Consider the following 14,377-nt stretch of genomic DNA (forward strand, 5'->3'; position numbering starts at 1 on the left):
GAGTGATTCTCTTGCCAACAAATGAACAACTGGCCGTCTATGCCAATATCTTGCTGACAAAAGGCCTGAACCTGCAGAAAGGCCAGATTCTTGTCATCAACGCCCCTGTCGAATCGAGCGCCTTCGTGACGATTTTAACCAAGGAAGCCTATACCTGCGGCGCGTCGCAGGTCGTATGCAACTGGCGCTGCGACGACACGACCCGTCTGCGCTATGAATACGAATCGCAGGAACAATTTGAAACGTTCCCCGACTGGCGGCGCGAATTCAGCTTATCCTATTACCGCCAAAACGCCGCTTTTTTGAGCCTCATTTCAGCCAATCCCTACCTCATGAGCGGCATCGACACGAAGAAGATCTTTGCCTGGCAGAAAGCGCAGAATGAAGCCTTAAAAGAATATATCGACGGCATGATGGCCTCCAAGACGACGTGGCTCGTCGCCGCCGTTCCCAGCAAGGTTTGGGCGTCCATACTATATCCCGGCTTAGAAGACGACGCAGCCTGCGACGCATTGTGGAACCAGATTCTCCAGTCGTCCCGCGCCGACGGGGCTGATCCCCTGGCAGATTGGGACGCTCATCTCGCCAACTTAGCAGCCCGTCGTCAGTGGATGACGGAGCAGCATTTCACCGCCCTGCACTACACGAACTCCCTCGGCACGGACCTGACGATCCGCCTTCCGGAAAACCATATCTGGCAGGGAGGCGCGGAAACATCTGCCAGCGGCATTTCCTTCAACGCCAATATCCCGACGGAAGAAATCTACACCGCTCCCCGCGCTGACGGCGTAGACGGCGTCGTATACAGCACGAAGCCTCTCGTCTACAACGGCAACGTCATCGACACGTTCCACCTCGTATTCAAAGACGGAAAGGTCGTCGAAGCCCATGCCGAAACAGGCGACGACGTCCTGCAGAAGCTCGTCGCCATTGATGAAGGAGCAAGCCGTCTCGGAGAAGTTGCCCTCATTCCCTACCATTCGCCCATTTCCCTGTCGAATATCCTCTTCTACGAAACCCTATTCGACGAAAATGCATCGTGCCACCTAGCTCTCGGCGCGTCCTATCCGACCTGCCTTGCCGGCGGAGCGGAAATGACGAAGGAAGAAACGGAACAGGCCGGACTGAATGATTCCATGATTCACGTCGATTTCATGGTCGGCTCGCCGGATCTGTCCATTACGGGCATCAAAGCCGACGGCAGCAAAGTACCTGTCTTTCTGCACGGCGACTGGGCAGAATAAGGGCCCACGCCGCCTGCCTGCATCAGCGTAAATCCCCTCGTTACCTGTCCCTATCGGTAACGAGGGGATTTGTATATTCCAATGCAAAAACGCTCCCTTACGGCAGACGACCGTGCCGTCCTCGCAAGGGAGCTATGGGAAATTCCCGGTATGTTCTTACCCTCTGTAGGAAAGATTATTCGATTCCACTTCATCGGGAGCCGTCCTGACATGGCCTTCTACAACCGTTCCGTCACCTTTAATATACGGCCGGACCGTCACCGTAGGCTCGTCGGCATAGGGATTTATATAAGAGGAATGGTTGACGTGAGCCCCATGAACGGCGTCATAGGACACTCCGGCGCTGGGATATACGCCGGGATGCACGGTAATGCCGCTGTGAACGGTATCAGGATATATAGGAGGCCGTACGATGATGCCATCGTGAACGACGTCAGGAGAGGCCGCAGTTCCCGGATATACAGCAGGACGGACTGCGACGCCGCTGTGGACGACGTCGGGGGACGGCGCAGCGTCAGGATATACGTCGGGACTTACGACTACGTCGCCGTGAACAACGGGAATTTTTAAGAAGGGCAAGACAAAGGCGACGACCAGCAGCGGCACCAAGCCCATAATGCCGAAGGCCTGCTTCGTCGTATAGCCCATTCGATACAGCCATTTTAATATGACATGCAGCACGAGGACTGCCGCCGCAGCCAAGGCATACGCCGCATAGCCGAGAAGACCTATATGGGACGCGCCAAAGGCGGCGAGAAGGCCGTACACGTAAGCCCCGGCCAAAATGGCGTATATATTTCGGATGATAAACCGTATGCGCATCACAAAAAATACGACGGCCAGTATAAAGGCCACGGGAGCCAAAAAAGGAAAGAGGACGCACAGCCCGCCGATAATCACGGCCAGGACGACGATCATTTTCAGCACCTGAAAGGACGTGACTAAAAAGAACACCAGAGCGGCACCTGCCGCAAACAGCGGCGACGTGCCGGACAGGACGAGGGCAATAAAATACAGCACTAAAAAGCCTGCGTGCATCGTCTTGTTCATAGTCGTTCCTCCTGACGGAATTACGCGTCTTCGTACAAATCAATCGTCCGCTCTACAAATCCCTTATACTGCTCGTACTTCTGCCGGATGTCCGTATACGCATAGTGATGGTACATGGGCATTTGCTTCACTTGCCTGAAAAAGGTATGGAAGCATTCGACCAATTTTTTATTTGCCACGACGTAAAAGGGGCATACCGATTCGCGAATATACTGAGGATTTTTCTTAAAAAAAGCAGCCGTATAATTGGAATAAAAGGATAAATTCGTCACCTGATATTCCGACATTTCCATGGAGGCCTGAATGACGCCTACGGTAATTTTCGGATTTTTTTCCATAATATCCAGCGCATGCTGCAGGTGCATCTTGCGATACGGAGCCTTCATCTTGAATTCCTTATCGGTAAAAAACATATATCCCGTTTCGATGTAACGGATAATCGACGTCATCGGCAGCATAAATTCCACTTCGCCCGAGGCCATCATTTCATCCCACATGATCTGCAGCTGTCCGATCTGCCTCGTCACCTGCTTCGACGCCTTGATTTCCGTCAAAAATTCAGAAACGGCCTGCGGCGGCAGCAGGAAATCAACGCCGTTTGTCAGGAAAAAGAAATATTTGTCAGACGAATAAAAGGCCGTCCGAAACCCGATATCCTCGATTCCCAAGGTTTTCACCGGGGCCAGCGCCGCCTGCTGGTTGGCAAAGCCGACGTAAAATCGGTTATAAATATCCTGCACCAGGGCCGCGTCGGAAATATAGGTACAAATTCCGATACTGCGCTCTCCCTGCAGGGAATATTGAATAACGAACTCATTTTCCATGATGATCGTATTGCCCTGCTTTAAGACGTCGGAATGATACAGCTTAAACTCGTAATTCAGGTATTTTCCCAGAATAATATACAGCTGCTCCGTATATTTCGTATCGCGGGACAATTTTTCCAAATCGATGCCGACGTGAATCGTAATGTGCGGCGCCGTCTCATTGGGAAATTCCAAAAATTTCCAGAACTCAATGTCCAGCAGCGTGCAGAAATCGCCTAAAATCAGCAGATTGCTCCCCTCTTTGGCATGCCGCATCTTTTCCTTAAACACCGTGTTCATAAACAGAAAGGCGTCGTGATTCCCCGTAATGACCTTCGCCGGCACGGCAGCTTCCTGACGGTGGCGGCCGTGATGCTTCATGGAAAACCGATAGGAGGCGCTTAACTGCTGCAATATTTCAAACTCCGCCGTTTCTCGCGTCACAGGGACAGCAAACAATGTACTCAGTTCGTCAATCTGCCCGTTGGTTATGACTGATTCGGCAAAGCACTTAGCCAGTTTTTCATTGATCTGCTCGATATATTTCGTCGCCGGCAATTTTACGCCGTTCACCCACTTGCTGATATAGGACACGTCGTATCCCGTTATATTCGCCAAGACTAAATTCTTCGTTTCCGTTATCGTAATCAGTTTTTTCAATATCACTGCATATTCTTCAGATACCAAGCAAATACCCCCTCGTTATGGCATATTGCTATGCTACCATGTTTTTCATAGCATGACAAGAATGAAGGGTATGCCATGAGGAATAGTTATGCATTATTTCTGAAAGCCAAAAATCGCCGGACACATGCAGTAATTTACTGCGTATATCCGGCGATTTTATAGTTCCATATTTATTTATTATTAAGAAACTTTATGAGAAAATGAATTTCTTTCATAATCTCTTTTACTGGCAGTTAGCCATCAAGTGCTTCGCCTTGATGTACTGGTCGATGCCGACGGCAACCTTCTTCCCTTCGCGCATGGCCAATACGACTGTTGCCGGTTTATGGACGATGTCGCCGGCAGCGAATACGCCGGTCTGGCTGGTCATGCCGTACGGTTCGTCCTTCGTGAAGATGTAGCCGTCACCGTTCATGTCGACGCTGAACTGGCGCATGCAGTCCAATTCCGGCCGGTTGCCGATAGCGGCGATGATTTTATTAGCCGGCACGACGCCGAATTCTCCTGTCGGCACCATCGTGGCGTCTTCCAAAATCTGCTGTTTTTCGTACTGCAGGCCTTCTACATGGTCCTGACCTACGACGGCCTTCGGAGCCGAGTAGAATTTAAAGGCGACGCCGTCAGCCTTCGCAGCTTCATATTCCGAGGGCAGGCACTTCATGTTCTTTTCTGCGCGGCGGTATACAATAGTGACGTTGGCTTTCAGGCGCAGGGCCGTGCGAGCCGCGTCGATAGCCACGTTGCCGGCGCCTACGACGATGACGTCGTCTCCGGGCTGAATCGGCAGGTCTTCCTGCTTCGCCTGGCCAAGCTGTACCTGCTGAACCTGGGTCAGGAAATGCTGCGCGTCGACGACGCCGTCGACCGTATCGTTTTCAACGCCCAAATTCCAGCCTACAGGCGCGCCGGTAGCGATGAAGACGGCTTCATATCCTTCGGCAAACAAGTCGCTGATTTGCTTGTCCGCGCCGATTTTCGTATTGAATTGGAAGACGGCGCCCAGCTGCTGCAGGTATTCCATTTCCCGGTATACGTGCTTTTTATGCAAACGGAACGAAGGAATGCCGAACATGAGCATGCCGCCCGGCTCGGAAGCGCTTTCAAAAATCGTTACGTCGTACTGCCGGCTGAGCAGCCCGTGGGCGGCAGCCAATCCGGCAGGGCCGCTGCCGATTACGGCGACCTTAGCAACGGCGTCGCCCTTTTTAGGAACGGGCAGCAATCCGCCTTCGAAGCATTTATCGGCTACAAAGCGTTCCAGCTTGCCGATTTCAACGTGTTTTCCCTTTTTGCCCAATACGCAGGCCCCTTCACACTGCTTTTCCCACGGGCAGACGCGGCCGCATATGCCGGGCAGACAGCTGTTGTGCGCGATGTGTTCGGCAGCTTCGCCGATGTTGCCCTGAGCCAGCGCATGAATAAACTGGGGAATTTCATTGTTGATAGGACAACCCTTACGGCACTGCGGAACGGCACAGTTCAGGCAGCGGCGCGCTTCTTCGACGGCTTCCTTCAAGCTGGCGAAATCGGCGCTTTCCAACGGTTCCTGTTCAAATCCCAAGACGTCTTTATACTCTACCATAGTTTCTCATCCTTTGCTTTTTAATAGTATACACCACGTATAGTATACAACATTTTGACAAAAAAAGTCATCCCGAAACAGCAGGACCTAGTTCCCCTGTTTCGGGATGACAGCTGCATCATCGCGTCAGCACATCCAACAGCTCAGATTGAACCTTAGAATTTCTGACCAGATGCGTCTTTTTTCAGCCATTCGATGAGGACTTCTTCTCTCGTCCGTTTGATTCTGTCAATATCTTCCGGAGTCCAGTTGTACAAGCCCGTGCCGGTCTTAGCGCCCAAGTTTCCTTCGTCGACGCATTTCTTCATGACATCGGAAGCTTCCTTGTCGTCAGCCAGGTCGGCATTCAAGTAAGCGGAGATGTTGTAGAAGATATCGAGACCGCCGAAGTCGGCCGTTTCGATCGGGCCCGTTACGCCTAAGCGGCGGCCGATGCTGTATTTGCAGATGGCGTCGACAGCTTCTGCCGTAGCGATGCCTTCTTTTACGCAGTGCAGGGCTTCACGAAGCAGAGCAAACTGGAGGCGGTTGCCGACGAAGCCCGGAGCTTCTTTCAGCAGCGCAACCGGTTTTTTGCCGATTTTTTCCATGAGCTTCCATGTAATGTCGACAGTTTCCTGGTTCGTCTTAGCGCCCGGAACGATTTCAACCAACGGAATCAGATGAGGAGGATTCCAGAAGTGAGCGACGACGAAGCGTTCGGGATGATCCAAAGCGGAGGCAACTTCTGTCGGGGACAAGCCGGAGGAATCCGTAGCAAAGATAACGTCGGGACCTAAGTAGGATTCCATTTCTTTGTAAACGGCTTTTTTGATATCCAGGTCTTCTGCAACCGATTCGATAACGAAATCAGCGTTGGCAGCAGCGTCTTTCAGCGTCGTGACGCCGTGAATGCGGCTGAGGAGGCCTTTTTCTTCTTCTTCCGTCAAGAGGTCGTTCGCTTTCATAACGTCCAATGTGAAGTGGATATTTTTCATAGCCCGTTCGATACTGGCATCTTTACGACCGAACATGTTGACTTCGTAACCGCTCTTTGCAAAAGCAATCGCCGTGCCGAAACCCATCGTTCCGCAACCGAGGTTGCAAATCGTCTTAATGTCTTCGAATTTTTTCATGTGTTTTTACCTTCCTTCTTTTATGTATTTTTAATTTTTACTAACTCTTACTAAACTACACTCTGCTCTCTACTATAATCTTAGACTGCAAACGGAATGAATGTCAAGCCGAAGATCATGATAAGAGCCAAAACGATGAAGGCTACGAAGCTATAACCAACGAAATCCTTGAATTCCAGTCCGCAAACTGCCATGAACGGTACGGCAAAGAACGGCTGAACCAGAGCAGTCAAGTCGCCGCCGAACATGTAGGCGATAACGGTCTGCGCGTCGGGAACGCCCAAGGCCTTGCCGGCAGGAATAAGGAACGGAGCTTCGATAACCCACTTGCTGCCGCCGGACGGAATGAAGTAGCTGATGATACTGCTCAGGATAGCAGCGATAGCCGGGAACGTCGTCGTCGTGCTGAAGGAAATAACCCAAGCGGCGATCGTATCGACGAGGCCCGTAAATTTCATGATACCGAAGATACCGGCATAGAACGGGAACTGGAGGATAACGCCCCAGGCTGCCGGCGTGGAAGCCTTAACAGCTTTCAGCATAGCTGCCGGAGAACCGTACAGCCAGATGATCAAGGTCAGGAACAGGAAGTTCAAGACGTTGATGTCCAAGGATTGACCGAGGATGAAGAAATGATAGAACAGGTACGCCAGGAACATGAGGCCGATGATGTAGGAGCACCACGGTTTGTACGTAACCCATTCGCTCGGCGTCTTGATTTCCACTTTCGTATCTGCAGCAGGCGGATCGATTTGAGCCAGAGCCGGATTCCACTGAGAAATGGATACCATTTTTTCCTTGTTCTTAGGCTGAAGTACGAAGCCGAAGAGGACGAGGATAGCGATGATGGAAGCTGCTGTCAGAATCAGGTTGTACGGATGGAAGATAGTCATGGAAATAGGAATAACGCCCATTTCTTTGACCATGAAGTGGTCAGCCGTAGCGACGAGCAGCGGAGCCGAGCCGGAAAGACCCATGTGCCAGATGAAGAACGGCGTCCAGCCGGCACCGCACAGATAGCGGTAGTCGATGGCAATGCCTTTGCGTTCAGCCTGGACAGCCAGGTTCTTACAAATCAGGGCGGCGAATACTAAGCCGAAGCCCCAGTTCAAATAGTAGCCAATCGTGGAAAGGATGACGCAGTATACATATACGCCAGTAGGAGAATTAGGTTTGCTGCAGGCCGAGGAAATGAGGCGCGTGCAGATAGGCGTCGTTGCCAATGCATAGCCCGTAATAACGATTAAGGACATCTGCATGGAGAATGCCAGCAAGGTCCAGAAACCTTTGCCCCAGGCGATAACCGTTTCGAAGGGGCTGGCCGGCGTGAAGATAAGTGCTAAAATAAATGCGACAATAGTAAGAATTAAAGCGATGACATACGAATCAGGTACCCATTTTTGGGCAAAGTCGGTAAAATAATCAGTAAATTGCTTCTTTTGAGTAGACATACTCATTTCTCCTTTCTTTGTTTTATTGTGACACCTTTCACCTAATACGGCGGTCTTCCGCCTTTCCTTCAGAAGACTGCCTTTTCTCCTAATATGCTACACTGTTATTATACCCTGTTTTATATTGAATAACAGTTAGAATTAATAGACTATATTGACCAAATAAACGAAAAATTGAATTCACTTGATTCATATTTAAATTTTAACGAATCACATTGAATACTCTTAAATATTCGTCAACTATTTTCTCGTTATATCATAAAACTGATATATTTTCCCTCCTATCTGCCGAAACAGCGCTGTGTACTGCGCCTTACTGCAAAAAAAAATATCTCTATATATGGTGCCCTGCATGCTCCTTGACTACGGAGATGGCATGCTGTGGAAAGGCAAGAAATTTTTTTGACTATATAGGAATATTTCGTTTTATAAATTATTTTTGTGCTGCATATTATTTTATACGACAAATATGCAATGCGACAGGCATACGCTTTGTTCCTAACGTAACAAACCGCCCCCTGCTGACAGACAGGGAGCGGTTCACTGGGAATGGACTATTTTTTCTCCATATTCCTCTTCAATTGTTCTAATACTTTCTTGGCCTTTTGACGGCGGTTCCAATACCACAGGCCGCCGTATACGATGACGACGATGACGATCAGGACCGTCAGGCGGCCGGCGTTGTCTTCCAGCATCACGACGTCGTGCCCGACGACGACTTCCACGGCAACGGAAGGCAGCTTGCCGATCAGCGTGCCCAGTATATAATCGCGGTAGCTGATGCTGCTCAGCGCCCCCAGGGCCGTAATCAGCCCGTTCGGCGAGTACGGCAGAGCTCTGGCGACGGCCATGGATTTCAGCGTGCTGTATTCGTCCAGCTTGCTGAGCATACGGCTCTTTTCAATGAGCTCCTTAGCTTTATGGCGAAACAGCGTCCGCATGAAAAAGAAGCTGATGACGACGCCGATCGTCTCGGCCAGCCAGGAAATGACCGTCCCGGCGGCGATGCCAAATAAGACGCCGTTAGCTGCCGAAATAAAGATAGACGGCAGAAATCCGACGATATTGATGACGATGTCGATGATCATGCTGACGACGACGGCCCACACGCCGAAGGAGCGCAGGTATTCAATCGTCCCGTCTAAATTGCCGCTGACGGACAATTCCCATACAGTGCGGTAAAAATCAGGTATCAGCAGATGAATGCCGCCTAATACGCCAATCAACAAGGCGAAGAATATAATTTTTATATGTGTTTCCGACAAAGTAGCAGCGTGTTTCATGGCTTATCCTTTACGTTCCCGTACGGTCACAATCGTACGGCTTCTAATCCGGTCGTGCTTTAATTTCGTCAAATACATGGAACCTCCGACAATACAAATACCGCCCATAATCGTCATGACTGTCAGCACTTCATCAAAGAACACAAATCCCCACAACGCATTGAAAACAACGGCGATATATGCTACGAAGCTGACGACGACAGGGTTTCCGTAAGCGTAGGCGTCGGTCATCCAAATCTGGGCGACGACGGTAATAATGCCTAATGCAATATACAAAAGCCATTCTCTGCCGTTCGGCATCTGAAAATCAAAGCCCATGAGAACCGCACCGGCTACGGCCGCGCAAAAGAGAAAATAAAAGACGATTTCGTACTGATGATGCCGGCCGGAACCGGTCAGCTTGCTGATCGTCGTATAAGCCATGGCGGCAAACAAAGCCTGAGCCAGCACGAATAGGGAATATACGTTGAACGACGAAAAATTCCACGGCCGTACGACCAGGCAGGCGCCGACGACGATGACGACTAAGGGCAGTCCCGCCCCCTTCGGCATGACTTCCTTTAAAAATATGGCTGCAAAAATCATGACGAAAAACGCCGAAAGCTGGGATAAAATCGACACGTCAGCCAGAGGCATGCCCCGCAGGGCATAGAAAATGCAGATCATGCCGGCGCCTCCAACGATACCGCGGAACCACAGCGTCGGACGGTCGTACTTGGAAAAATGGATGTGCTGTGCCTTCATGAGCGCCAGAATCAGCAGGGCGCTCAGAAAGCCGCGGAAAAACGATATTTCTCCCGTACTCATCGTATACGACAATTCCTTGACGATGACGTTTTGAAGGCTGAACGCCAAGGAAGACAATATCATGTAAATGACGCCTTTACTCATACGACTTCCCTTACCTCTTCCCTATCAAGGCTCACGCCCGGCCGTGAATCGCGTCGACGAAGGCGAGGACGGCCTGTTTCATATCTTCTTTCTCAATGGAGCTGCCGAAGCGGACGGGCTTATTCCGCAGTTCTGCCAGCGGCTTAGGCAGGGCCATGCCCGTTACGTCGGCGATTTCAAGAAGCTCGTCGAAGGCATCGTCGTGCTTAGGCAAGGCCAGCGCCTGGCAGATGACCGGCGGGAACTTATAGGGATGTGCCGTCGCCATGACGACGGTATGGCGGCCTTCGCACAGCCCCTGTCTGCGGCGGTTCATGTATACGCCGTAAGCTACGGCCGTATGGGGGTCCAAAAGATATCCGTAATCGTTGTACACGTGGTTGATGACGGCTTCCGTTTCGCCGTCGTCGATCCAGCCGCCTTCAAATTCCCGGCGGAGCTGGGCCAATTCTTCTGCCGATACGGCCATTTTTCCCGTTTCAGATAAGTCCTTTTCCCACTGCGCAACCTTTTCCGCATCCTGCCCGGCGACATAAAACAGGAACCGTTCGAAGTTGCTGGACAGGAGAATATCCATGGACGGGCTGTCTGTCGTAAAGAACTGGCGGTTCATATCGTACACGCCCGTTTCAAAGAAATCGGCCAGGACCTTATTCTTATTGGAAGCGCAAATCAGCTTGCCGATGGGAACGCCCATCTTTTTGGCAAAATATCCGGCCAGGATATTGCCGAAGTTGCCTGTCGGCACGACGACGTCAAAGATTTCCCCTTCGGAAATAGCGCCGCTGTCGACGAGGGATACGTACGTCGAGACGTAATAGGCGACCTGCGGGAAGAGGCGGCCGATGTTGATGGAATTGGCGCTGGAAAACAGCACGCCCTTTTCGTCGGCATAGGCGTTGACGCCGGGGTCGACGAAAACCCGCTTCAAAAAGCTCTGGGCGTCGTCGAAGTTGCCGTAAATCGCCGACACGTTGACGTTATTCCCTTCCTGCTTCTGCATCTGCTGCTTCTGCATAGGGCTGACGCCTTCGCTGGGATAGAAGACCATGATATTCGTGCCTGCCACGTCCTTGAAGCCTTCCAGAGCCGCTTTCCCCGTATCGCCGCTCGTCGCCGTCAGAATCAGTATATCCCGGTCTTCCTTTTCCTGGGCCTTCGCAGCCGTCAGCAAGTACGGGAACAAGGACAGTGCCAGGTCTTTGAAGGCCAGCGTGCGGCCGTGGAACAGCTCGGAAATGCTGACGTCCGTATCGATGGAATGAAGGGGCACAATGCGTTCGTCCCGGAAGGTAGTTTCGTTATAGGCCGAGGCAATCATGGCATTGCGTTCTTCGTCCGTAAAATTCGTAAAGAAATATGACAAGACGACGGAGGCGATTTCCTGATACGATTTTCCCGCTAAGTCCTTGTACTGCAGCACCTGTTCCGGAAAGGTTTCCGGCACGTACAGGCCGCCGTCCGGCGCAAGGCCGTGAAGCAGGGCGTAGGACGGAGCTACGCAGGTATTGGAGCGTGTACTTCTGAATTTCATGTATGTCTTCCCCCTTTTATCTAAGCAAAGCTGGTATCAGGCCAGTATATCATGAAGCAGGCTTATACGACCTGGAACAAATAAAATTTGAGATAATCCGTCTCCGGCACGTTCCACAAAATCGGATGGTCCGGCGACTGCTGGCGGCCTTCAATCTGCCGCAGATGGACGCCGGCATCCTTCGCCGCATCGCGGAGCATGCGGCGGAACAGGTCGTCGCGCATGAAGTGGGAGCACGAGCACGTGGCGAGGTATCCGCCCCGCGGCAGGAGCTTCATGGCTTTCAGATTGATTTCCTTATATCCCCGTATGGCGTTGTGCACCGTATGGCCCGACTTCGTAAAAGCCGGCGGGTCGAGGATGATGAAATCGTAATCGCGGCATTTCTGCTCGGCCATTTCCGTAAGCAAGTCGAATACGTTAGCCTGTTTAGCTGTCACAATCTGTTCCAGCCCGTTGCGGCGGATGTTTTCATTGGTCATGGCGACGGCTTCTTCCGATACGTCGACAGCTGTAACGGAGGCAGCGCCGCCCTTCGCCGCATTGAGGGCGAAGGCCCCCGTATGGGTAAAGCAGTCTAATACATGGCGGCCGGCGGCGATTTTAGCCACGGCCAGGCGATTATACTTCTGGTCGAGGAAAAATCCCGTCTTCTGGCCGTTTTCCACGTCTACGTCATACAAAACGCCGTTCTCATTGATCGTCGTCACGGGACTGCCCGGCTGCGGCAGAAAATCGGCTTTATACCAGCCCTTATACTGGGCCATGCCGTCGAGCTCCCGCACCTTGACGTCGTTGCGCTCGTAAATGCCGCGGACGGAAACGCCCATAGCAGCCAGCTCGTCGACGAGGGCCTTGAAGATCACCGGCTTGACCTGATCCATGCCGTAGCATAAGGTCTGCGCCACCAACACGTCGTTATACCGATCGACGGTCAGGCCCGGCATTTGGTCGGCGTCGCCGAAAATCAGGCGGCAGCAGGAAAAGTCAGTCGGCCCCATGACGGTATAGCGGTACTGGAGAGCATACTTGACGCGGCGCTGCCAAAAGGCGTCGTCGAAGCGGTCGTTGGCGTTGTCCGATACGATGCGGACGCGGATTTTCGATATGTCGTTGGCAAAGCCCGTCCCCAAATACCGGCCCTTCTGGTTGTAGACGTCGACGATATCGCCCGTCGCATACGTGCCGTCTACGCGGGTGACTTCCTCGCCGTAAACCCAGGGATGGCCGCTGCGGGCAGCCATTTCCCCCTTTCGGGTTATATATAGTTTAGCGTACGGTCTCACTAGAATCTCCTTTATAATCCTTTATAAAATGTAATGACTCAGGTCGACGTTCTGGACGACGTCGTTCAGCTTGCCGGCAACGAAATCGCTGTTGACGACAATATGGTGTTCGTCCACATCCGGTGCTTCAAAGGCGACGTCCTCCAGGATTTTTTCCAGCATAGTATGCAAACGGCGGGCACCGATGTTTTCCGTTTCCAAATTGACGCGATGGGCGTATTCGGCAATAGCGTCGATGCCGTCGTCAGTGAATTCCAGTTCTACGCCGTCTGTCGACAGCAAGGACGTGTACTGTTTGACGAGGGATTGATTCGGCTCGGTCAAGATTTTGCGGAAATCGTCGACCGTCAGGGACTGGAGCTCTACGCGGATAGGAAAGCGGCCCTGCAGTTCCGGGATGAGGTCGCTGGGCTTCGATACGTGAAAAGCGCCAGCCGCGATAAATAAGATGTGGTCCGTCTTTACCGGGCCGTATTTCGTATTGACCGTCGCTCCTTCGACGATAGGCAGGATATCGCGCTGCACCCCTTCGCGGGATACGTCCGGTCCGCCGCCGCGATTCTTTTCGGCAATCTTATCGAATTCGTCGATAAAGACGATGCCGGCCTGTTCCGTCGCTTCGATGGCCTTGTCGACAATGACGTCCATGTCGAGGCATTTTTCCAGCTCTTCATCCTTGAAGATTTCCCGGGCTTTCGCTACGGTCATCTTCTTTTTCTTCTTCTTTTTCGGCATGATGCTGCCCAGCATTTCCTGGAAGTTGCTGGTCAGCTCTTCCGTCGAATTGCCCGTCAAGATGCCCTGTATCGCCCGTTCCTGTTCGCGGACCTCTACTTCGATTTCCCGGTCGTCCATCTTATGGGCGCAAATGTCTTCGTACATCTTCTGCCGGCGGTCCGACTTCGGTTCTTCGAGCTGCTTCGGCTGGTCTGCTTCTTCCGTTTCCTCTTCGCTGGAGAAGAAGATATCCATCGGATTGGCTACCTTTTCCTTAATAGCCGTCTTCTTCGGCCAGAAAACCTGCAGGATGCGCTTATTGGCTTCTTCTTCGGCCTTGGCTTCATAGCGCAGGCTTTCCTGCTCCTGGACCATGCGGATGGCATTGGCTACGAGGTCGCGGATGATCTGTTCGACGTCGCGGCCTACGTATCCGACTTCCGTATATTTCGTCGCTTCGACCTTGATGAAAGGAGCGCCGACAAGCCGGGCCAGGCGGCGGGCAATTTCCGTCTTGCCGACGCCTGTCGGGCCGATGAGCAGGATATTTTTCGGAATAATTTCATCCTGCATTTCTTCGTTCAGCCGCTTGCGGCGCCAGCGGTTGCGCAGGGCGATGGCGACGGACTTTTTCGCTTCCTTCTGGCCTACGATGTATTTATCCAGCTCTGCGACAATTTGCTTTGGTGTCAATTCAATTTCGTTCATGTCATTCCCTCTTCTGTATAGTT

Annotated in this window: 11 protein-coding genes; 1 reads left to right on the plus strand and 10 read right to left on the minus strand. The window is 51.9% G+C overall.

Translation table 11 applies throughout. The features are described 5' to 3' along the window. Window positions 1–2 precede the first annotated feature (2 nt). A complete protein-coding gene (locus E0L13_RS01785) occupies window positions 3–1,244 on the plus strand; it encodes an aminopeptidase (RefSeq protein ID WP_346766154.1) in 1,242 nt (413 codons plus the stop codon). A gap of 156 nt (window positions 1,245–1,400) precedes the next feature. Here the strand turns inward: E0L13_RS01785 and E0L13_RS01790 are convergent, their stop codons facing one another. The 10 genes from E0L13_RS01790 to hslU form a co-directional block, all read right to left on the minus strand. Further along, window positions 1,401–2,294: a hypothetical protein gene (locus E0L13_RS01790; RefSeq protein WP_168059875.1), complete on the minus strand. Its 894-nt coding sequence runs from the start codon at window positions 2,292–2,294 to the stop codon at window positions 1,401–1,403. A 20-nt stretch (window positions 2,295–2,314) separates the two neighbouring features. After that, window positions 2,315–3,787 (minus strand): hypothetical protein, encoded by a 1,473-nt coding sequence (locus E0L13_RS01795; protein WP_168059877.1) that lies wholly within the window; start codon window positions 3,785–3,787, stop codon window positions 2,315–2,317. Window positions 3,788–4,010: 223 nt separating this feature from the next. Continuing rightward, window positions 4,011–5,369, minus strand: a complete 1,359-nt coding sequence (locus E0L13_RS01800) for an FAD-dependent oxidoreductase (RefSeq protein WP_168059879.1) — start codon at window positions 5,367–5,369, stop codon at window positions 4,011–4,013. Between the two features lie 155 nt (window positions 5,370–5,524). Then, entirely contained in the window at window positions 5,525–6,484 is a 960-nt protein-coding gene (locus E0L13_RS01805) for a 3-hydroxyacyl-CoA dehydrogenase family protein (protein ID WP_087477034.1), read from the minus strand. A gap of 80 nt (window positions 6,485–6,564) precedes the next feature. Then, window positions 6,565–7,935, minus strand: coding sequence for a TIGR00366 family protein (locus tag E0L13_RS01810; protein ID WP_232818785.1), 1,371 nt, complete (start codon window positions 7,933–7,935; stop codon window positions 6,565–6,567). A gap of 554 nt (window positions 7,936–8,489) precedes the next feature. Continuing rightward, window positions 8,490–9,218: a VTT domain-containing protein gene (locus tag E0L13_RS01815; RefSeq protein WP_095630076.1), complete on the minus strand. Its 729-nt coding sequence runs from the start codon at window positions 9,216–9,218 to the stop codon at window positions 8,490–8,492. A 3-nt stretch (window positions 9,219–9,221) separates the two neighbouring features. Next, window positions 9,222–10,109, minus strand: a complete 888-nt coding sequence (locus E0L13_RS01820; RefSeq protein WP_168059881.1) for a DMT family transporter — start codon at window positions 10,107–10,109, stop codon at window positions 9,222–9,224. A 31-nt stretch (window positions 10,110–10,140) separates the two neighbouring features. Then, window positions 10,141–11,643 (minus strand): threonine synthase, encoded by a 1,503-nt coding sequence (thrC, locus tag E0L13_RS01825; protein ID WP_168059883.1) that lies wholly within the window; start codon window positions 11,641–11,643, stop codon window positions 10,141–10,143. 62 nt (window positions 11,644–11,705) lie between these two features. Then, window positions 11,706–12,929: a class I SAM-dependent rRNA methyltransferase gene (locus E0L13_RS01830; protein ID WP_168059885.1), complete on the minus strand. Its 1,224-nt coding sequence runs from the start codon at window positions 12,927–12,929 to the stop codon at window positions 11,706–11,708. Window positions 12,930–12,950: 21 nt separating this feature from the next. After that, window positions 12,951–14,354 (minus strand): ATP-dependent protease ATPase subunit HslU, encoded by a 1,404-nt coding sequence (gene hslU / locus E0L13_RS01835; protein WP_107195936.1) that lies wholly within the window; start codon window positions 14,352–14,354, stop codon window positions 12,951–12,953. Window positions 14,355–14,377: the final 23 nt, after the last annotated feature.

Origin of the sequence: Megasphaera sp. SW808, assembly GCF_012027795.1 — a bacterium.
Classification (GTDB): domain Bacteria; phylum Bacillota; class Negativicutes; order Veillonellales; family Megasphaeraceae; genus Megasphaera; species Megasphaera stantonii.

What these genes read in the sequence shown, in the direction of transcription:
- E0L13_RS01810 (WP_232818785.1), bottom strand. Translation starts at nt 7,935, where the DNA reads ATGTCTACTCAAAAGAAGCAATTTACTGATTATTTTACCGACTTTGCC.
- E0L13_RS01820 (WP_168059881.1), bottom strand. Translation starts at nt 10,109, where the DNA reads ATGAGTAAAGGCGTCATTTACATGATATTGTCTTCCTTGGCGTTCAGC.
- E0L13_RS01790 (WP_168059875.1), bottom strand. Translation starts at nt 2,294, where the DNA reads ATGAACAAGACGATGCACGCAGGCTTTTTAGTGCTGTATTTTATTGCC.
- E0L13_RS01800 (WP_168059879.1), bottom strand. Translation starts at nt 5,369, where the DNA reads ATGGTAGAGTATAAAGACGTCTTGGGATTTGAACAGGAACCGTTGGAA.
- E0L13_RS01805 (WP_087477034.1), bottom strand. Translation starts at nt 6,484, where the DNA reads ATGAAAAAATTCGAAGACATTAAGACGATTTGCAACCTCGGTTGCGGA.
- thrC (WP_168059883.1), bottom strand. Translation starts at nt 11,643, where the DNA reads ATGAAATTCAGAAGTACACGCTCCAATACCTGCGTAGCTCCGTCCTAC.
- hslU (WP_107195936.1), bottom strand. Translation starts at nt 14,354, where the DNA reads ATGAACGAAATTGAATTGACACCAAAGCAAATTGTCGCAGAGCTGGAT.
- E0L13_RS01815 (WP_095630076.1), bottom strand. Translation starts at nt 9,218, where the DNA reads ATGAAACACGCTGCTACTTTGTCGGAAACACATATAAAAATTATATTC.